This is a genomic window from Streptomyces sp. CNT372, from assembly GCF_000377145.1.
Map to the genome: position 1 here is coordinate 82,734 of NZ_KB897780.1, position 20,042 is coordinate 102,775.

The 20,042-nt window shown below is 72.3% G+C and carries 18 protein-coding genes; 15 read left to right on the plus strand and 3 right to left on the minus strand.

The features are described from left to right. The first annotated feature begins 52 nt into the window (after positions 1-52). On the plus strand, positions 53-880 hold the full coding sequence (locus C593_RS0110795) for an alpha/beta hydrolase (RefSeq protein WP_486591110.1): 828 nt from the start codon (positions 53-55) through the stop codon (positions 878-880). Positions 881-1,143: 263 nt separating this feature from the next. Here C593_RS0110795 and C593_RS0110800 read toward each other — a convergent pair whose 3' ends face one another. Further along, positions 1,144-2,091 (minus strand): LysR family transcriptional regulator, encoded by a 948-nt coding sequence (locus C593_RS0110800; protein WP_026277567.1) that lies wholly within the window; start codon positions 2,089-2,091, stop codon positions 1,144-1,146. 62 nt (positions 2,092-2,153) lie between these two features. On the opposite strand from C593_RS0110800, the gene C593_RS0110805 reads away from it, so the two are divergent. The 14 genes from C593_RS0110805 to C593_RS0110865 all read left to right on the plus strand — a co-directional run bounded on the left by C593_RS0110805 (position 2,154) and on the right by C593_RS0110865 (position 18,107). After that, a complete protein-coding gene (locus C593_RS0110805) occupies positions 2,154-3,467 on the plus strand; it encodes an MFS transporter (RefSeq protein WP_018847316.1) in 1,314 nt (437 codons plus the stop codon). A gap of 166 nt (positions 3,468-3,633) precedes the next feature. Continuing rightward, positions 3,634-4,329 carry a L,D-transpeptidase family protein gene (locus C593_RS0110810; RefSeq protein ID WP_037745448.1) on the plus strand — a complete coding sequence of 232 codons (696 nt, stop codon included), beginning with the start codon at positions 3,634-3,636 and terminating at the stop codon, positions 4,327-4,329. A 78-nt stretch (positions 4,330-4,407) separates the two neighbouring features. Then, positions 4,408-5,409 carry a sigma-70 family RNA polymerase sigma factor gene (locus tag C593_RS0110815; protein WP_018847318.1) on the plus strand — a complete coding sequence of 334 codons (1,002 nt, stop codon included), beginning with the start codon at positions 4,408-4,410 and terminating at the stop codon, positions 5,407-5,409. 145 nt (positions 5,410-5,554) lie between these two features. Continuing rightward, a complete protein-coding gene (locus tag C593_RS31545) occupies positions 5,555-5,896 on the plus strand; it encodes a helix-turn-helix domain-containing protein (protein ID WP_486591111.1) in 342 nt (113 codons plus the stop codon). Between the two features lie 78 nt (positions 5,897-5,974). Further along, positions 5,975-6,160: an LxmA leader domain family RiPP gene (locus C593_RS29375; protein WP_018847319.1), complete on the plus strand. Its 186-nt coding sequence runs from the start codon at positions 5,975-5,977 to the stop codon at positions 6,158-6,160. Between the two features lie 184 nt (positions 6,161-6,344). Further along, entirely contained in the window at positions 6,345-7,310 is a 966-nt protein-coding gene (locus C593_RS0110825) for an LLM class flavin-dependent oxidoreductase (protein WP_018847320.1), read from the plus strand. A gap of 2 nt (positions 7,311-7,312) precedes the next feature. Next, positions 7,313-7,987, plus strand: coding sequence for a flavoprotein (locus C593_RS29380; protein ID WP_078521385.1), 675 nt, complete (start codon positions 7,313-7,315; stop codon positions 7,985-7,987). 668 nt (positions 7,988-8,655) lie between these two features. Further along, the gene (locus C593_RS32970) at positions 8,656-8,979 is read left to right on the plus strand and encodes a hypothetical protein (protein WP_018847322.1); all 324 of its coding nucleotides are present in this window, start codon (positions 8,656-8,658) and stop codon (positions 8,977-8,979) included. Next, a complete protein-coding gene (locus tag C593_RS32420; protein WP_018847323.1) occupies positions 8,976-11,636 on the plus strand; it encodes a M16 family metallopeptidase in 2,661 nt (886 codons plus the stop codon). Before C593_RS32970 ends, C593_RS32420 begins: the two co-directional genes overlap by 4 nt. Continuing rightward, entirely contained in the window at positions 11,633-12,823 is a 1,191-nt protein-coding gene (gene lxmK / locus C593_RS0110845) for a class V lanthionine synthetase subunit LxmK (RefSeq protein WP_018847324.1), read from the plus strand. The genes C593_RS32420 and lxmK overlap by 4 nt, the downstream gene beginning before the upstream one ends. Beyond that, a complete protein-coding gene (locus tag C593_RS29390; RefSeq protein WP_158686821.1) occupies positions 12,820-13,785 on the plus strand; it encodes a T3SS effector HopA1 family protein in 966 nt (321 codons plus the stop codon). The genes lxmK and C593_RS29390 overlap by 4 nt, the downstream gene beginning before the upstream one ends. 72 nt (positions 13,786-13,857) lie before the next feature. Continuing rightward, the gene (locus tag C593_RS0110855) at positions 13,858-14,655 is read left to right on the plus strand and encodes an ABC transporter ATP-binding protein (RefSeq protein WP_037745450.1); all 798 of its coding nucleotides are present in this window, start codon (positions 13,858-13,860) and stop codon (positions 14,653-14,655) included. Further along, entirely contained in the window at positions 14,631-16,205 is a 1,575-nt protein-coding gene (locus tag C593_RS0110860) for a hypothetical protein (protein ID WP_018847327.1), read from the plus strand. The genes C593_RS0110855 and C593_RS0110860 overlap by 25 nt, the downstream gene beginning before the upstream one ends. Positions 16,206-16,295: 90 nt before the next feature. Then, positions 16,296-18,107, plus strand: coding sequence for an ABC transporter ATP-binding protein (locus C593_RS0110865; RefSeq protein WP_018847328.1), 1,812 nt, complete (start codon positions 16,296-16,298; stop codon positions 18,105-18,107). Between the two features lie 24 nt (positions 18,108-18,131). Here the strand turns inward: C593_RS0110865 and C593_RS29395 are convergent, their stop codons facing one another. Then, positions 18,132-18,536, minus strand: coding sequence for an STAS domain-containing protein (locus tag C593_RS29395; protein WP_486591112.1), 405 nt, complete (start codon positions 18,534-18,536; stop codon positions 18,132-18,134). A gap of 34 nt (positions 18,537-18,570) precedes the next feature. Then, on the minus strand, positions 18,571-19,848 hold the full coding sequence (locus C593_RS0110875) for a thymidine phosphorylase (RefSeq protein WP_018847330.1): 1,278 nt from the start codon (positions 19,846-19,848) through the stop codon (positions 18,571-18,573). Positions 19,849-20,042 lie beyond the last annotated feature (194 nt).

The following is a 20,042-nucleotide window of genomic DNA, read 5'->3' on the forward strand; positions in this document are numbered from 1 at the left end:
AGTGACCGCGCGTACGGGTGGCGTACACCTGGCCTTCTGAGACTGTTGGCCCATGGCACACCGCGCACTGCCCCGGTGGTGGGGACAGGCAACACCCCGCAGTGACAGAGCAGTCGACGAATCCCCGGGCAGCGGCCGCGTCCCGGCGCAGGCCCGCCTCGGTGACGTGGCCGCCGGCCTCCCGGAGCAGACCCCGGTGGGCGGTGTCGTCCTCCTCCTCCCCGACGGCGAGGCCGAGTCCGAGCGGCGCCCCTCGGCCTTCTCCTCCGCGTCGGTCCTCCCGCTCGGCCGCACCCTCGCCCGTGCGGGGCGGGCGGAGGGGCTGCTGGTGCACCGCGTGCGCTACCGCAGCCGGGGCTGGAACGGAACCGAGGCCCGGCTCGCCGCGGACGCGAGCTGGGCGGCGGAGGAGGTGGGCCGCCGCTACGGCGATGTGCCGGTCTGCCTGGCGGGGCACGGCATGGGCGGCCGGGCGGCACTGCGCGCGGCAGGGCACCCGGCGGTGGCCTCCGTCCTGGCCCTGGCTCCCTGGCTGCCGGCCGAGGGCCCCTCGACCGCACCGGAACCGGTGGCCCAACTCGTGGGCCGCCTGGTCCTGATCGTCCACGGCACCAACGACCGCACGACCGACCCGGAACTCTCCTACCGCCTCGCCGCACGCGCCAAGAAGACCAGCCGGGACGTGTGCCGCTTCGAAGTCCACGCGGACGGCCACGGGTTGCGGCAGTACCAGGACGAAGTCCTGGCTCTCTCCGCCGACTTCGTCATCGGCTCCCTCTTCACCCGCCGCTACGCCCGCCCGGTAGCCGACGCGCTGGCCGCCCCGCCGCCACTGGGGCTGCGCATGCCGCTCTCGGCGGGCTTCGGCCGCCGCCGCTAGCCCGCCGGGGGCGGGGGCGGGCCAAGGGCCGGGCGAGCCCGGGGCCGGTGACGGGTGAGGGGGGGTGTGGACTCCGGACGGGGGATCGTCCCCACCGCGACCACCAACGCCCCGCACGGGCAACGCCCCCACCGCGACCACCAACGATCCGAACGGACTACGCCCCCACCGCGACCACCAACGATCCGAACGGACTACGCCCCCACCGCGACCACGAACGATCCGCACGGACTACGCCCCACCGGGAGCAAAGCCCGCACGGGCTACAGCAACGCCCCCCGCCGCGAGAGCAGAAACCGCTTGAACGCCGCCACCGGCGGCGTGTCCGGGTGCCCGTCCAGCCACGCCACCCCGATCTCCCGAACCGCCCTCGGCGCCGTGACCGTCAGCTCCACCACCCCCGGCCGCGCCACCGCCGGCGGCGGCAGCAGCGCCACCCCCAGCCCCGCCGCCACCAGCCCCCGCAGCGTCTCCGCCTCCTCCCCCTCGAAGGCGACGCGCGGCACGAACCCCGCCTGCGCGCACAGGTCGTCCGTGATCCGCCGCAGCCCGTACCCCGGCTCCAGGGTCACGAAGGTCTCCTCCGCCGCCTCCGCCAGCCGCACCCGCTTGCGCGAGGCCAGCCGGTGGTCGTCGGGTACCACCAGCCGCAGGCGCTGCTCGTCCAGGCGCCGCGCCATCAGGTCCGGCGCGTCCGGCACCGGCGAGGTGAGGCACAGGTCCAGGTCCCCCGCCCGCAGCCGCTCGATCATCGCCTCACCGTAGTTCTGCACCAGCGTGAACCGGATCCGCGGATGGTCGGCCCGGAACGCCCGGATCAGCGACGGCACCGTCTCCGACCCCATCGTGTGCAGGAACCCGAACGCGACCTTCCCCGCCGCCGGGTCCGCGTCCGCCCGGACGGACTCCGCCGCGCGTTCCACCTCCGCGAGGGCCCGCTCCGCCGAGGAGAGGAAGGCCCGCCCCGCAGGGGTCAGCGAGACCGTGCGCCCCCGGCGCGCGAAGAGCGTCACCCCGAGGTCCTCCTCCAGCCGGACCATCGCGCGCGAGAGCGTCGACTGCGGGACGCCCATCTCCTGTGCGGCGCGGGTCACGTGCTCCTGCCGGGCGACGCCCACGAAGTACGCGAGCCTCGGCGCGAGCTGCATCGCGATGTCTTCTTCGTAACTGCCCGGTGACAGCCGTGGCCCTGAACTGCGCTCATGCACCATGGGAACGATTATGGCCATTCCATGCATTGGACGCATGAAAAGACCGTGCCTACCTTCGGGGTATGCCTTCCGCCAGTACCAAGGCGTCCACCACCGTGGACGCCGCCCCGCCGTCCCCTTCCGCACCTCAGCTCCCCGCCGACCCCGCGGACCCCGCCGGCCCCGCCGACACGCGCCTCGCCCCCGGCACCCCGGCCTACCGGCGCCTCAACCTGGCGCTGTTCGCCGCCGGCCTGGCGACCTTCGCCCTCCTCTACTCCACGCAGGCCCTGCTGCCCGCCGTCTCCGCCGGTTTCGGCGTGACCGCGTCCGCGGCGAGCTGGACGGTCTCGGCGGCGACCGGCGCCCTTGCCCTCTTCGTCCTCCCGATGAGCGCCCTCTCCGAGCGCGTCGGCCGGACGCGGATGATGCACGTCTCCCTCGCCGTGGCCGTGGCGGTCGGCCTGCTGGTGCCCTTCGCGCCGAACCTGGAGTCGCTGGTGGCGCTGCGCGCCGTGCAGGGCGCGGCCCTCGCCGGGCTGCCCGCCTCCGCGATGGCGTACCTCGCGGAGGAGGTGCGCCCGAAGGCGCTGGTCGCGGCGATCGGCCTGTTCGTGGCGGGCAACAGCATCGGCGGGATGAGCGGCCGCATCGTGACCGGCTGGGTCGCGCAGCTCGGCGGCTGGCGCTGGGCGCTGGCGGCGGTCGGCGTGCTGGCCCTGGTCTGCGCGATCCTCTTCCGCGTCCTGCTGCCGAAGGCACGGCACTTCACTCCCGGCACGCTGAACCCGCGGGCGCTGGCCCGCACGGTCCGCGGCCACCTCGCCGACCCCCTGCTGCTGCGGCTGTACGCGATCGGCGCGCTGTTCATGACGGTGTTCGGGGCGGTCTACACGGTGATCGGCTACCGGCTGGCGGAGGCGCCGTTCAGCCTGCCGCAGGGTGTGATCGGCTCTGTGTTCCTGGTGTACCTGGTGGGCACGGTCTCCTCGGCGGCGGCCGGCCGGCTGGTCGGCCGGCTCGGGCGGCGTGGCGCGCTCTACCTCGCGGTGACGACGACGGCCGCCGGGCTGCTGCTCTCCCTGGCGGACTCCCTCCCCTCGGTCCTCGCCGGTCTGGTGCTGATCACGGCGGGCTTCTTCGCGGGCCACGCGGTCGCCTCCTCCTCGGTGAGCCGGACGGCGAAGACGGGCCGGGCGCAGGCGTCGGCGCTGTACCAGTCCGCGTACTACCTGGGCAGCAGCGCGGGCGGCACGCTCGGCGCGGTGGCCTTCCACGCGGGCGGCTGGGCCGGGACGGTGGCGCTGGGGCTGCTCGCGGTGCTGGGCGTCGTCTCGGTCACCCTCTACGGGACGCACGCCGCCCGCGCCCGGGACCGCCGGCTCGCGACGGCGTGAACCCCGTCGCGGGGCTCCTCCGGGCCCGCCCCCGCGCCTCCCCCCGCGCGTAACGGTTCGGCACGTGCCCGATTCGTCTTCTGTCCGTGCAACTGATACCGCCTCTAAGGTGTCTCAACCGGCAGGACCTCCCAACCGGAAGTCAGTCAAAGGGGAGTTGGGGAGCATGAGGGGCATATCGGGACGTACGGGTGTGGCGCTGGGGCTCACGGGGCTGCTGGTACCGCTGACCGCCGTCCTCGGCAGCGGGACGGCCCAGGCGGCGTCCTGTACGACGTCGACGGGACCGCACCAGAAGCAGGTGGAGAAGTTCCTCGGCCGTCCGGTCGACGGCAAGCAGTCGTCTGCCGACTGCAAGGCCGTCCGCGCCTTCCAGGCCAAGCACGGCATCACGCCGACCATCGGCTACGCGGGCCCGCTGACCTGGCGCACGATGAACACGATGAACGAGCAGAAGGCGGCCGGGAAGAACCCGAACAGGGCCGGCAAGTGCCCGACGAACAAGGGCCGGATCGCCTGCGTCGACCTCACGCGGCAGCTGAGCTGGATCCAGGACGGCAAGACGCTGAAGTACGGCCCGGTCCCGGTGCGCACCGGCAAGGACGGCACGGAGACCCGTACCGGCGCCAAGAAGATCTACTGGCGCAACATCAACCACTGGTCGACGCTCTACAACGTGCGGATGCCCTACTCCCAGTTCTTCGACGGCGGACAGGCGTTCCACTCCACCACCAAGTCCATGTGGAACCCGCCGGGCTCCGGAGGCTGCGTCAATATGCGGCCCGCCGACGCGAAGGCATACTGGAACCTGTTGAAGAACGGCGACGACGTGTACGTGTACGGGCGCAAGCCCGGAACCTGACCCGCTCTGTCAGTGCCCTCCGGTAGGTTCCCCGGGACCGGTGCCGATCGGTGACAGACGGGTGACAGGGGTGGACCGATGAGTGACCTCGCGACGACGCAGGACCTGGATTCCAGGCTGGAGCAGCACCGCCGGGAGCTGACCGGCTACTGCTACCGGATGCTGGGTTCGTCCTTCGAGGCCGAGGACGCCGTGCAGGACACCATGGTCCGCGCCTGGCGCCGTATCGACACCTTCGAGGGCCGGTCCTCGCTGCGCTCCTGGCTCTACCGCATCGCGACCAACGTCTGCCTCGATATGCTGAACGCGGCGGGCCGGCGGGCCCGCCCGATGGACCTGTCCGGCCCCACCCCGGTCGCGCAGGCCCAGCTCAACGCCCGTCCGGAGATCACCTGGCTGGAGCCGGTGCCGGACGGGCGGGTGCTGCCGTCGGTGGCGGACCCGGCGGAGACGGCCGTGGAGCGGGAGTCGATCCGGCTGGCCTTCATGGCCGCCCTCCAGCACCTGCCGCCGAAGCAGCGGGCGGTGCTGATCCTGCGGGAGGTGCTGGCCTGGAAGGCGAGCGAGGTCGCCGAACTGCTGGACACCACGGTCGCCTCGGTCAACAGCGCCCTCCAGCGGGCCCGGGCCACCCTCGCCGACCACCGGCCGGGCACGGCGGACGCGGCCGATCCGCTCGACGAGGAGCAGCAGGAGCTGCTCAACCGCTATGTGGCCGCGTTCGAGGGCTACGACATGAAGGCCCTCACCGCGCTCCTCCACGAGGACGCCACCATGTCCATGCCGCCGTACGACCTCTGGCTGCGCGGCCACGACGACATCACCGGCTGGATGCTGGGCGTCGGCGAGGTCTGCCGCGGCTCCCGCCTGGTCACCACCGTCGCCAACGGCGTCCCGGCCTTCGCCCAGTACCACCCCCGCCAGGACGGCGAGGGGTACGAGCCGTGGGCCCTGATCGTCCTGGAGCTGCGGGACGGCAAGGTCGGAGGGATGGACTTCTTCCTCGACACCAAGCGCTGGTTCCCCCTCTTCGACCTCCCGGCCGCGCTGGACGGGGACGGGTCGCCGGCCCCCGTGTAGCTCTCTGTCCTCCGCTGCTCGACGGCCCGTGCTCCCGTGCCCACCGGGAGCACGGGCCGATCACTTAGGATCAATTCCAGGACTGTTGATTCGGGGGTGACAGCCAATGCGCAATAACGCGCAGCACGGATCCACCGCTACCAGAGTGCCTGACCAGCGCTCCACGCGGATGGACATGATGTCGCACGCGGCCGAAAGCTGCGGGTGCGCCCTGTTCCGGGGCGCCGTGCACGACGCACGGGGGATTGCGAAACTGACCGATCGCGAAAGGCAAGTACTGACCCTGCTCGGCCAAGGGCTTCCCAATCGGCTGATTGCCCGGCGGCTCGGCATCGTCGAACGTACAGCGAAGGCCCATGTGGCGAGCATCGTCGACAAACTGGGCGTCAGTTCAAGACTGGAGGCTGCATTGATGGCCCATCTGCACCACGACCTACTGTGTCCGGAAAAGCCTTGTCCTGACGGGCACCTCCCCAAGGGCCAATAGCTGGCGCACTACTGCTGGTTGTTGACTCGGATGTGCCCGCCGGAGAGCCGACGGGCACATCCGAGAGCGGAGAACACAGTGCAGAAGAACGACACCGTCGACATCATGGAGCTCGTCGGTGGCTTCGAGGCCTACGCCGAAGCCGCCGAGCTCAACTTCGAGGCCTCTGCCGATGCCCCTGCCATCACGCCGACCCTCACCACCATCGCCTACACCAAGGTGAGCGTCGCCAGCGTCTCGGCGTCGATCAAGGTGGGCTGCTGACCTATTTCCTGACTGATCGTCACAACGGCTGATCGCGGACGGTCCTGGGCGCGGGCAAGGCGCCCAGGACCACCATTGCCGACGACCACAGGGAAATCCCTGCACGGGGCGGACCTCAGTCCGCCCCGTGCAGGCCTGCGCAGCAAGCAACTGCATCCTATCCCGCGCATTAGGAGGTACGGCGATGAGCCGGAGTGTCTCTGTCCTTCTGCCCATCGTCCCGACCCGCGCCGAACAGGCGGCTCCCTTCGCCGCGTTTGTGCAATGGCGCGGCGCCCGAGCCCTCTGGCAAGGCCAGGTACTGCTGAACGAACAGCACCAGATCATGGCGCAATTGAGCGGGATGGGACTGCGAGTTCCGTTCGGTATTGGTGTGTCACTGATGCCCCTGCGCCATCCCGCGCAAGCAGCCATCGAGGCGCGTACACTCGCGGCTGCCTCGGGGCACCCCGTGACGGCCGGATTCGGGCCCGGTGCGAGTGTGTTCCAGCGCATGGCGCTCGGCCTTCCCTATGCGAGCCCGATCACTGCCTGCCGTGAATACCTCACCATCGTCCGCTCTCTTCTCGATGGTTCGGAAATCGCCCTTCGCGGCGACTATTTCTCCTACAGCGGTTCTCTGCCACCCGCACCCGCTCCGCGGGTGGAGGTCGGGCTCGGGGTACTGCGCCCACGGATGGCCCGGCTCGCCGGCGAAGTCGCCGACGTGGCGGTCACCTGGCTGACCCCGCCCTCGTACGTGCGCGACGTCGTCGTGCCCGCGCTGACCGAGGGCGCTCGTGAGACGGGCCGCCCCGTGCCCCGGATTGTCTCGGTCGTCCCCATGGCCGCGACAGCCAAGTCCCGGGTGGTAGAGGAAGCCGTGGGCACCGGGAGCGCCGGTCATTTCGCCCTGCCGCACTACGCGGACATGCTGGCCCGCGCGGGCGTCCGCGTGATGGCGGACAGCCCGGTCGAAACGGCCCGGTCGCTGATCGCCGCCGGCGGGGTGCTGACGGGTGACGCAGACGACCTGCGCGCGGGGATCGCGGCATATCACGAGGCCGGGGCCGACGAGGTCGTCGTCAACGGCGCCGGTGTTGCCATGGTGGAGGGGCCGCGCGCAGTACTGAACGACCTGGAAGCGCTCTTCGACGGGGCGGGACAGTAGAGGTGGACGCGCACACCTTCACGGAAGGCGCAACCCTCGGGAGTGATCACAACACGGCGGGCTGGGATGTCTTTGGGTTCACCCGGTTGCTTCTCGTAGGGACGGGCGCAGTTTGTGTTACATCACTGCCGGAGCAGATCGCCCGGCTGCGCGCGACGTACCCAGCGCTGGATATCCAGATAGTCGTGACCCGCAGCGCCCTGCGCTTCGTCACCCGGGAGGCCCTCAACCTCCTGACCGGACGCCGAACCATGGTCGACGCCTGGCCCGACGAGCCCGTTCTGCGGGCGCCCCATGTGGATCTGACCTCATGGGCGGAAGCGGTCGTCGTATTTCCGGCGACCTTCTCCTACACGGCCCGGCTGGCACTCGGGCTCGCGGACAGCCCCTCCCTGCTGACGGCTCAGTGCACCGCGGCGCCCGTGGGCGTCGCCCCCGCGCTGCCGCCGGGTGGTGTCGAAAGCCACGCCTACCGCACACACACCGCGGCGCTGGCGGTACGGCCCAACTACGTCGTCGCTCCCCCGGAGCCTGCACTCAGCCTGACAACCGGGCGGATGGACAGCTGGGCGCCCGCAGACCTCACCGGCCTGCTCCACAGCGTCGCCGACCTGCACCGCACCCTCGCCCGCCCCGGGGACGTCGGAACGACCACCGGCCAGGGAACAGGCGGGTAGGGATGAACGTCACCCAGCTCGTCGGCGGTTCGACAGGCGAAGAGGCCGCCGACACGACATCGCACCACGCCGCCTCCGACGTCGTCGACGAGTACGGCAGCGGGCTGCTTCTTACGAAGGTCACGGCTGTGCCCGGCGGTCATCGCTGGCACCGCAGACCAGGGCGCATGTGCCCAGCCCCGTTCCACCCTCTGACGAACTCACTCACCGATGCACTGCGGTCACAGACCGGCGACCCGTCGTGCGGTGCCCGGGCCGTCGTCGGGGAGGCGACGGCCGACGGCGGACGCTCGTACCCCGTGCCTGGCCGGCACTCCCTGGCCCACCTCCTCATGGTCGGCGGCGGCCCGAACACGGCCGTGCCCGGAGGAACGGGCGCAGTGGCGGAGGCCCTGCGTGGGGCCGGCGCTCTGCTTGCTCGCCTGCACGGTCTGGCCGTACCGGCAGAGGCGGCACGGCCGGCACGTGGAGCCTTACGTCTGCATGCCTGGCTCTCAGGGGCAACCACAGCCGGCGGAGCCGACCCAGCTGCCCTGCTGGGGGCAGCCGCCACCGCACCTCTGGCCGCATGGGCGGCGGAAACTGTCGCTCCCTGCGCCGGGGTCCTGTCCCACGGTGCGCCGGGGCTCGGGTCTCTGGTCCCGTCGTCCCTCCCCGGCGAGGACGCGGTGCTGCTGACGGGAGAGGACGTGTGCGCCGCGCCGCGCCATATGGATCTCGGCCACCTGGTGGGCGAACTCGTCGAACTGCGCTGGCTGCTGGGCCGGGCTGCTGTTCCGGAGGCCTGGCAGCGGCTGGTCGACGCAGTCCTCGACGGCTATATGGAGAATGCCACCGGTGCATCGGTCTCCCGTGCCTGCCTGGCGCGCGGCATTGCACTACGGGTGGCCCTGCACGCGCACGACTCCGCTGCGTACGTGGCCGGAGGCAGCGGCCCTGCGGCGCTATACGGCGTGCTCGCCGCCCGATTGGCCGAGGAGGCGGGAGCATGAAGCGGCAACCGGCCCACCGGGCCGCACCATGGACACAGGTCCTGGCCAATGGGCTCCGGGTTGTCATCGACACGGTACCGGCGGAACCCCTGACAGCCGTTGCCGTGCACTACCGCGTCGGCTTCCGTTCCGAGCCCGAGGGGCGGTCCGGGCTGGCCCACCTTGTTGAGCACATGATGTTCGAAGGCAGTGAGCACCATCCCCGCCGCTCGTACTTCGCCGAGTTGCTGGCCGCGGGCGGCTCCGCCACGGGTAGCACGCATCAGGACTACACGGACTATGTGCACATGGTGCCCGCCGACCTGCTGGAGGACGCCCTGGCGGCCGAGGCGGACCGTATGCGGGCCCCGCTGTTCACGGCGGACGGGCTCGACGCGCAGCTCACCGGCGTCGCGTCCGAGATCGCCGAGGCCGTAAACGACACGCCGCTGGGCGCGTTGCCCTGGCAGCTGCTGCCTGCAGTGATGTACACCCGATGGGCCAACGCGCATGACGGTTACGGGACATTCCCCGCACTGGCAGACGTCACGCCCTCTGACTGCGCCGCCTTCTTCCACGACCACTACGCACCGGGCAATGCCGTGGTCACCGTTTCCGGCGGGGGTGAGCCGGAACGGGTTGCCGGCCTCGTCTCCCGCTACTTCGGCACAATCCCGGCACGCGCAGTGCCGGCCCGCCCCCCGCTCGCCGAGCCCCCGCTCTCTGCGGACCGTGTGGTCGTACGGCCCACGCGGGGCAGCGGCGCGCTGACGCTCGGCTACCGGCTCCCCGATCCGTCGACCGATCTCGACGGCTATCTCGCGCACATGATCCTCGCCCGGCTGCTCACCACAGCGCGACGCCGGGCAGGTTGCGGCTTCTTCCGGCCACTCGACGCCGTCGATCCGGACACCCTGCTCGTCACGGTGCCCGTCGACACGCCGTCGGCGCAGGGCCGGGACACTCTGGAGGACGCCCTCACAGGGGTGGACACCGCACTGCTTCGGATCGCCGAGGGGGCACGGGGGCAGGCCGGTCAGGGCCTCGTGCGGACCACGGCCGCAGGGCTCGCCACCGAGCATCTGCGTGCCCACCACGGCCCGGCCACCCGCGCGTCGGCGCTGGGCAGGTGGGAGTTGCTCTTCGGTGCCGCAGGCCTCGTGAACGACCTTCCCGCCCGTATCCGGGAGGTGCGCGGGCAGGCGGCGCGCGCGGCTGCTGAGGGCCTCCTGTCGTCCCACCGTGCGGTGCTGGCAGTAATACCCGCCACGACGCGCTGTGCCCACCCCGAAGCCGTCCGCTTCCGGGCGTTTTTGCGATCGGGCCCCGGGCCCGACCGGCACGGCGCCTCAGCCCGGCCCATCACCGCCGTGCACCCCGCACAGGACGCGGAACACTCACTGCTTCCGGCCACGGACCCGACGCGAACCTCCGTCGCAGACACGGCTCCCGGCTCCGTGCGCGTCCCTGGCCGCACCCAGGGCAACCGCTCCCTGCGGTCGCCCGGTTCGTTGCGGCTGGCCGGACTTGTCGAAGCCGGCGGGCCCGAGGGCCCGAGGGTGGTCGCAGTGCGGGACGGGCGCGCGCCCGTGGTCGAGCTGCGCCTGCGCCTGGTCACACCCGCCGGTTCCGCTCCGGCGGACCAGGAGGGCCTGTGCCGGATCGTCTCCGACCGCTGGGACCTGCTGTGGGGTGAGAGTGGCCCCCCCGGGGAGCGTGCGGTCCGGGTTGAGACAGGTGCCGTCCTCCTGGACGCATGGCTGCCCGCCGCAGCCGCCGACCCCGTTCTCTTCACCGAGTTGCTGGCCGCCCCTCCCACCGCTGCGGAGTGGGCGCGCGTCGGTCCCCGCGTACGCGCCCGGCTGACTGCGCACTCGGCCGATACCTGGTGGCTGGCGGATCAGGCCGTAAGGCGATGGCTGGCGCCTGCGCCCAGGACGAGCATCGGGACCGCCCCCGCCTTGGCGGACGCACTCCTCACCGCCGTCGGCGACCTCGACCCCGAGTCCTGGGCAGCCTCGGCGGAAGCTGCCCTGCGTGCTGCTCTGTCCAGACCCTCGTCCCAGGGCGTGGCGGTGGCCTCCGCCGCCGAACGTCTGGCGCACATTAGGCTGCCGGCCGGACGTCCAGCGCCCGCCGCCCATGTCGTGTGGGCCACGCCCGAGCCGCGGGACGCCGGGCCACGGGCCGCGCGCTGGCTGGCCGTCGCCGTGCTCGGCGGTGGCCAGCCGGGCGCCCGGCTGGCCGGTCTTCGCACTCCCGGAGCGCCCTTCGGCTTCACCGCGTACGCGGGCCGGTTCCCCGGACCGTCCGGCCCGCTCGTCCAAGTCGGTGCCCAACTACTGCCGGACGACGCTGTCATGGGCGCCTCGCTGGTGCGAGACGCGATACGTCGAGCCGGGGAGGAACCACCCGGGGGCACCGAGGTGGACGCCGCACGCCGCTACTGCTCCGGTCAGCTCATCCTTGTACGGGCCACCCAGAGCGGCCTCGCGGACCAGCTCGCGGCCTGGACGGCAGTCGGCCACCCGGCTACCGAGCTCGAAGGATTCCCCGACGCGCTGCACGATGTCGCGACCACCGAGGTCGCCCGCGCATGCGCAGCACTGTTCGCCCAGCCCGCCTACACCGGTGCACTCGCCGGTGCGGCGGCCGACCCGGCCGAGGACTCACCGTGACACCAACCACCACCAGCCCCGCGACTTCGGAGGCCACCCCGACCGAACTGCGCTTCGGCGCGGTCGACCTGGCCACCGTTCCCGAGGTCGACGCCCTGCTGAACCGTATCGGCGCCGGGCCGTTCTACCGTGCCGGGGTGACCGCGTTGCCGGGGCGGAACGACACCTGGGCCGGGCCCACCGCCTCGGGCGAGCAGGTCTTCGTCAAGCGGCTGACCGGAGACCGCGCGGACACCGGCGCCCGGTTCGGGCGAGCCCTCGCCTTCGAGCAGGTCGCGGCCGGTGCCCCAGCTGGTGCACTGCGCGGGCCCGAACTCCTCGGCAGCGACGAGGAGGCCCGGCTGCTGGCCTTCCGTTATCTCCATGGCACCCGTAGCGGAGCCGAGTTGATGGCGGACCAGCAGTTCTCACCCAGGCTCGGATACCTGACTGGCAGGGCCACCGGTGTGCTGCACGCCAGTGGTGCGACTGCCAGTGGTGACGGCAGGCCGCTGGAGACGGGCGTGCCGGCCCTGCCGTCCGCCGCGTTGCTGGAGGCACTTCCGGCCGCGGTGTTCGAGGAGCTGAGCGGTGCGGAACTGGAGACCTGGCGTCTGCTGCAGGGGGACGACGAGTTGGTCGCCGGCGTTGCCCGGCTGCTGGGCGCAGAACGCTCGGCACCCCGGGTACCGGCGCACTGTGATCTGCGTCTGGATCAGATCCTGGTCGGATCCGGTGCCGGGGCGGATTTGGACGCCGGACCGGACGTCCGTGTCGCCGACTGGGAGGAGTTCCGGCTCGCCGACCCCGCCCGCGACATCGGCAGCTTCGCGGGCGAGTGGCTGCACCGCGCCGTACACGACATCGTCACCTCACGGGGCGACGAAGACCGCGCCGCGTTCGCGGACCTGGCGATGACACGCGAGTCCGTCGTCACGCGCGGCGCAGAGCGGATCGCCCGGCTCCGCCCCATCGTCCAGGAGTTCTGGCGCGGTTACCGGGAGGCGCGTCCCGTATCCGCCGACCCGAGGCTCGCGGAGCGCGCCACCGCCTTTGCGGGCTGGCATCTGCTGGACCGACTGCTCGCCGGTGCTGCGCGAGGCAACCGGCTGCTCGGTATCGAGCGCGCGGCAGCCGGTATCGGCCGCACCGCACTTCTGCACCCCGCCCGATTCGCCTCTGTCATCGGCCTGGGAGACCACTCATGACTGTTACATCCCCGCCCGCCCCGGTGCTCGCTCCCCCGCTGTCCAGCGCCCTCGCCGCTATCCGGCTGTCGGGCGACGGCTGCTCGGCGACCGTCGGTCCCCGCTCGCTGAGCGGCGACTCGCCGCGCGAGTTGCAACAGCGGCTGGGTGCGGCGTTGTACGAGGTGTTCCACACAGGACGTGCCGAACCGGACGCGCGTCCGCGTCGACTGGTCCTGCGAGACCCTGGCTTCGAGCGCCTGCTCAGCGACGCGGTACCGCACCGAGAAGTCGTACGCAGCGGTCTCTTGCTCCGTGCCCCCGCGGCCCGCACGGAGGAGGCCCTGGTCTCGTGGGACGGGGTCCGTGTACGCGTCCCGGCGTGGTCGCTACGCGGCCAGGGCCCGCTCGTCCCGGGGGCCACGGTCCGCCACCGCGTCTCCCCCGTCCGGCCCGCGCTTTCGCCCGGCTTCCTCTATGTGACGGGGAGCCGCGAGGTGCGACTGGACAGCGCACTGCTGCGGGTCTACGTCCACATCACCGACCCAGGGCACGCCCCCGCCATCTGGAGAGCGGTGCTCGGTGCGCTGGAGAACGGCGGAGCCGGATACCACGCCAAGGTGCTGTCGAGCCGTGAGGAGTACCCGCGGCGGGACGCCCTGGTGGTCTATCTGGGCGGCGAGTCCCTGGGGTTCTGCCACGCGGTCGCGGACGCAGTGCGGGCTCTGCCCGGTACAGGTCCGGACGTGTCGGCCTTCGCCCACCGGCTCGGCCCCGCCACCGCCGTCGCATGGGAACCGGACGACCCCCGGCCCGGGGCGGGCGGGCTCAGCTTCGGCCAGCACCGAGCGGCGGCGCTCGCAGAGGCGGTGACCAGGCTGCCGGACGGCGAGGCGGCCGCGGCGGCCGCGTTCACGGAAGCGGGCGCCGACCCGCTGGCTCCGTACCGGAACACCCATTCGCCGGGGCTCCCAGGGCTCTGAGTCCCCCCGGCCGCTACGGGCCTCCCGGCGCATCAGGCACCACACCCCACGCACCACAGCGGAAGGCACACCATGCACCAACCTACGGCGGAAGCGACCGCCCTGACTGCCGTGGACGTGCGGCAGTTGAGAAAGAAGTTCGACGGCAAGGCGGCTGTCGACGGAGTCGACCTGGCCGTCCCTGTGGGGAGCTTCTACGGAATCGTCGGGCCCAACGGAGCCGGGAAGACGACGAGCCTGTCGATGATCACCGGTCTGCTGCGTCCGGACGCGGGGTCGGTGACCGTCGCGGGACACGACGTGTGGCGGGACCCGTACGAGGCGAAGCACCGCATCGGCATCCTGCCCGACGGGCTGCGACTCTTCGAGCGGCTGTCGGGGCGTGAGCTGCTGCGTTACACGGGGCGGCTGCGCGAGCTGCCGCCCGCGGACACCGAGGCACGGGCAGAGGAACTGCTCGACGTCCTCGGGCTGGCCGACGCCGCGGACAAGCTGGTCGTGGACTATTCGACGGGTATGCGCAAGAAGATCGGCCTGGCAGCGGCCCTGCTGCACAATCCGCCCGTGCTCTTTCTCGACGAGCCGTTCGAGAGCGTGGACCCGGTCTCCGCCGAAACAATCCGGGGGGTGCTGCGCCAGTACACGGGCTCCGGTTCGACGGTGGTGTTCTCCAGCCATGTGATGGAGCTCGTCGAGGCGCTCTGCAGCCATGTTGCCGTGATGGCCGCCGGACGGGTCGTCGCAGCCGGGACGCTGGACGAGGTGCGCGACGGGCGGACGCTGGGCGAGCGGTTCATGGAGCTGGTGGGCGCCCCCGCCGCGAAGGCGAAGGGAGGCAGCCTCGCATGGTTGGGGTCTTCGTCGGCTTGAAACTCGCACTGCTGCGCGGCAGTCTGCGGCGCAGCCGCGTGCGGGCGGCCGGTTTCGTCGTCGGCACGTCGGTGGGTGTCGCCGGCTCCTTCTGGGCGGCCGTCAACCTGGCCGCGGCCCGGCCCGCGGCCGAGGCGGCCGACCTCGCGGTGCTCACGTTCACGGGTCTGGCCATCGCCTGGCTGGCACTCCCGCTCTCGTTGGGGGCGGGCGCCGACGAAAGCGCCGATCCGACCCGCCTCGTGGTACTCCCGGTCCGCCCGCGCGCTCTCATCACCGGGGCCACGGCCGCCGCGCTGATAGGTCCCGCCCCGTTGTGCACCCTGATCCTCGTCGCAGGTGCGGCAACAGGCGCGGCGCGCGGTGCCGGTGGAGGAGGGACGGCGGTGGCGGGCGCCGCAGCGGCGGCCGTTGTCACGGTCCTGCTGTGCGTGGTCGGCTCGCGTGCGGTGACGGCGGCCTTCGCGCGGGCCCTGACCGGGCGGCGCGGCAAGGATGCGGCGGCGCTCGGCGGTGTGCTGACCGCGGTCGGCGGATACGGGGCGTATCTGCTGCTCGGCACCGCCGGTTCGGGCCCCGAGCTGCCGCCGTCGGTCGTGCGGGGGCTGCGCTGGGCGCCACCCGGGTGGGCGGCGGACACGGTCCGAGCGGCCGCGGACGGCCGAGGCGCCGTCGTGGCCGCCGAGCTCGCTGCGGCCACGACGCTGACGGTACTGCTGATGCTCTGGTGGCACCGGTCCCTGACCCGGCTGATGACGACAGCGGACGCCTCGACCGCGCAGGCAGTGACCGAACGCGGCGGGGGCTCGGGCACCACGGCACGACTGCTCTCGGCGAGTCGGACGCTGCTGGTCGCGCACCACCAGCTCACTGCATTTCTGCGGGCGCCCCGGCACCGGATGACGCTGATCGCCGCGCTGGCGTACGCCTTGCTGTTCCCCGTGGTCATCGTGCCGGTCGGAGCGAAGAGTCCGTACGTGGCCATCGGCGGCGCATGGGTGTTCGGGCTGACCGCGCCCGGTGTGCTGTTCGCGTTGGACGGGTCAGCGATCTGGACCAACGTGGCGACCCTGCGCACCCGCGCGCACGCCCGCGCCGAACTGCTGGGCCGGATGCTGCCGCAGATGGCGCTGATCGTGCCCTGGATGACGGCGGTCGCGCTGGTCACTGCCCTGATCACGGGCCGCACCGACCAGTTGGCGGCCGCTGTCGGGCTGACGTTCGCGCTGCTGGGGGTGACGTTCGCGATCGGCATGGTCATCAGCGTGCACTGGCCGTACCCGTACCCGGAGAATCCCTTCGAGGTGAGCGCCCCGGGGCAGAACGGCGGCTATCACTCGGCCAATTTGGTGGGCACGCTGATCGGTCTGCTGGCGGTCTCCCCGCTCGTCATCGGCGCGTTCGTGCTGGAGGGCTCCCCTCGGCTGTGGCTGCTGCTGCCGCTGGGCACGGTGTACGGCGTGCTCGCGGTGGCCCTCACGCTGCGGGTCATGGCCCGTCGGCTGCACGACCGAGCGCCCGAGGTGCTCACCGCGCTCCGCGCGTCCTGACCGAGAGCCCCCTGCTGCCTCGGTTCCGCCCCCTCGGCCTGCCACTCGGGGAGCAGGCCGGCCCCATCCATCACATCGTTGAGGATCTGCATGACCCGCACCGACTCCGCCTTCCGCACCCTCCTGCGCCATGCCCGCCCGCACCGCCAGGGATTGGTCGTCGGGGCGTTGCTCGGTTCGGCCGGGGCGGTCGCCGGGCTGGCCCAGCCGCTGGTGGCCAAGTCGTTCGTCGAATCGCTTGCCGCCGAGGCCCCGGTGGCCCGGCAGGTACTGCTGCTCGGCCTGCTGGTGCTCGGCGGGACGGTGGCGTCCGCCTTCGGCATGTTCGTCGTCGAACGGTCGGCGGAAAGCGTGGTGCTGAGTGCTCGGCGACGGATGATCGGGCGGCTGCCGCGGCTGCCTGTCGCGCAGTTGGACCGGCGGCCCCCCGGCGATCTGATATCCCGGGTGACGGCAGACTCCACCCTGCTGCGGGAGGCTGCGACGAACAATCTGGTCGACACGGTCGTCGGGGCGGTCACCCTGGTCGGCATGGTGTGCCTGATGGCGTGGCTCGACACGGTGCTCTTCCTGGCAGTGCTGTGCGTCGTGCTCACCGTCGGCGGCTGCGCGGCGCTGGTCATGCCCCGTATCGGCCGCGCCAGCCAGCAGGTCCAGGCGGCCCTCGGGGAGCTGGGCTCCGGTTTGGAACGCCTCCTCGGCGCGATTCGCACGGTGAAGGCGAACGGTGCCGAGGACCGCGAGGTCGCCGCACTCCACAGGTCCGCGGACCAGGCGTGGAGCGCGGGTGTCGGGGCGGCGCGGTGGACAGCGGTGGCGGGCACCTCCAGCGGGCTGGTGGTACAGCTCGCCTTCCTCGCCGTGCTGGGGCTCGGCGGTGCACGGGTGGCGAGCGGCGCGATGAGCGTCGCGGCTCTGATCGGATTTCTGCTGTATCTCTTCTATCTGATCGGGCCGGTGGCGCAGCTCGCGAGCGGAATCGGCGGCCTTCAGGTAGGCCTCGCGGCCGTACGACGCATCCACGAGGTGCTCGACCTGGAGACGGAGAACGAGGCACATGCGCGTGGGGGCCCGCTCGGGTCCGGCGGCGGGTCGGCGGCAGGGCGGCCGAGCGGGGGGAGCGACGCGGTGATTGCGGAAAACGCCCACCCGGCGGGCGCGGCGGTCTCCTTCCGCGATGTCGTCTTCCGCTACCGCGAGGGCGGTCCCACCGTGTTGGACGGGGCCTGTTTCGATGTGCCGCCCGGCGGCCTGACGGCGGTGGTAGGGCCGTCCGGCGCCGGCAAGAGCACTCTCTTCGCGCTGCTGGAACGTTTCCACGACCCGGAGAGTGGCCACATCCGGATCGACGGGCGCGAGCTGCGCCGTTGGGACCTCGACTCGCTGCGGCGAACCATCGGATACGTCGAGCAGGACGCGCCAGCGCTGGCGGGCACGCTGCGCGACAACCTCCTGTTCGGGGCGGATCACCGCACCGAGGAGGATCTCGCCCGTGTGCTCGAACAGGTCCGGCTGACGTACCTGGTCGACAGTCTGCCGGAGGGCCTGGACACTCAGGTCGGGCACCGGGGGACGGCCCTCTCGGGTGGACAGCGCCAGCGGGTTGCCATCGCCCGCGCGCTGCTGCGCCGTCCGCGGCTGCTGCTGCTCGACGAGGCGACGTCCCAGCTGGACGCCCTGAGCGAGGGCGAGTTGCGGGACGTCGTGGCACGAATCGCCCGGACAGTGACCGTCCTGGTGGTCGCGCACCGGCTCTCCACGGTCGTCGACGCCCGCCGCATACTCGTGATGGAGAACGGCCGTGTCCGCGCGGCAGGTTCACATGACGAACTCCTACGGAACGACGAGTTGTACAGGCGCTTGGCGACGACGCAGGGGCTGGCGGGTCGGGGCGGGGGCTGAGGAACACGCCCGGCCCGGCCGGCATCACTCCGAGGGCCCCGCGTGGGCTGAGCCACCGAGGCCCGCCGGGCCGGAGAGGCCCATGAGGCCCAGCAGAAGGCGGAGTTCGGCCCCGGCGCCGGTGAGGTGGACGCGGGTGCCGTGGCGGCGGGCGGTGAGCTGGAGCCGGGTGAGCACCTCGACGACCGCGAGGTCGGCGCCGGTCAGCCCGGCGACGTCGACCAGGACCGGCGCGGGCCCGGGCGCCGGCTTCCCCGCCGCGCCCGGAGGACCGGCGGGCCCGGCGTCCCGCAGGCGTGCGCGGATCCTCTCGCTCAGTTCCTCGCACAGGCGTGGCGCATCGCCCGGGGCCGGTCCCCCGGTGATGCGCATGACGATCGGCTGCTCGGCGTCCACATGGGGGTGACCGGCCGCCGGACGAGAAGTCATCGGCGACCGGTCACCCGAGGGGGCGTCCCCGCGGTCAGGCGATGCGCTCCAGCACGACCGGGCCCGCCTCGTGCGCCGTGCCCGCCGGGGCGATGTCGTACGCGGAGCCCAGGGCGTCGAGGGCGTAGCCGAACTTCTCCGGGGTGTCCGTGTGCAGGGTCAGCAGGGGCTGGCCCTCGGTGACGGTGTCGCCCGGCTTGGCGTGGATCTCGACGCCCGCGCCGGCCTGCACCGGGTCCTCCTTGCGGGCGCGGCCCGCACCGAGGCGCCAGGCGGCGATGCCGACGCCGTAGGCGTCGAGGCGGGTCAGCACACCGGAGGACGGCGCGGTGACGACGTGCTGCTCGCGGGCGACGGGCAGGGCCGCGTCCGGGTCGCCGCCCTGGGCCGCGATCATCCGGCGCCAGACGTCCATGGCGGAGCCGTCGGCGAGCGCCTTGGCGGGGTCGGCGTCCTTGATGCCGGCCGCGTCGAGCATCTCGCGGGCGAGGGCGAGGGTCAGCTCGACGACGTCGGCGGGGCCGCCGCCGGCCAGGACCTCGACCGACTCGCGGACCTCCAGGGCGTTGCCCGCGGTGAGGCCGAGCGGGGTGGACATGTCGGTGAGCAGGGCGACGGTGCGCACTCCGCTGTCGGTGCCGAGGCCGACCATGGTGGCGGCCAGTTCGCGGGCGTCCTCGATGTTCTTCATGAAGGCGCCGGTGCCGACCTTGACGTCGAGGACGAGGGAGCCGGTGCCCTCGGCGATCTTCTTGGACATGATCGAGGAGGCGATCAGCGGGATGGCCTCGACGGTGCCGGTGACGTCGCGCAGGGCGTAGAGCTTCTTGTCGGCGGGGGCCAGGCCGTCACCGGCGGCGCAGATGACGGCGCCGGTGGTGTCGAGGACGTTCAGCATCTCCTCGTTGGAGAGAAGGGCGCGCCAGCCGGGGATGGACTCCAGCTTGTCGAGGGTGCCGCCGGTGTGGCCGAGGCCGCGGCCGGAGAGCTGCGGGACGGCGGCGCCGCAGGCGGCGACCAGCGGGGCGAGCGGCAGGGTGATCTTGTCGCCGACGCCGCCGGTGGAGTGCTTGTCGGCGGTCGGGCGGGAGAGCGAGGAGAAGTCCATGCGCTCGCCGGAGGCGATCATGGCGGCGGTCCAGCGGGCGATCTCCGTGCGGTTCATGCCGTTGAGCAGGATCGCCATCGCGAGGGCGGACATCTGCTCGTCGGCGACCGCACCGCGGGTGTAGGCGTCGATGACCCAGTCGATCTGCTCGCCGCTCAGTTCGCCGCGGTCCCGCTTGGTGCGGATGACGGAGATGACGTCCATGGCATGTCCTCCAGTGGTGGCTCACCGCGCAGAGGGAGGCTCTACGCGCATAGAGCAAGGGTATGGGAGCGGCCCTCCCGCCGGAGCGGAAGGGCCGCGGGGTGGCCCGGAAGGTCCGGGCCGCGTCCGGGGCGGAGCCCCTCGGCTCCGGGCACATATGGCCGGGAGCCGTGTGGCCGGAAGCTATGTGGCCC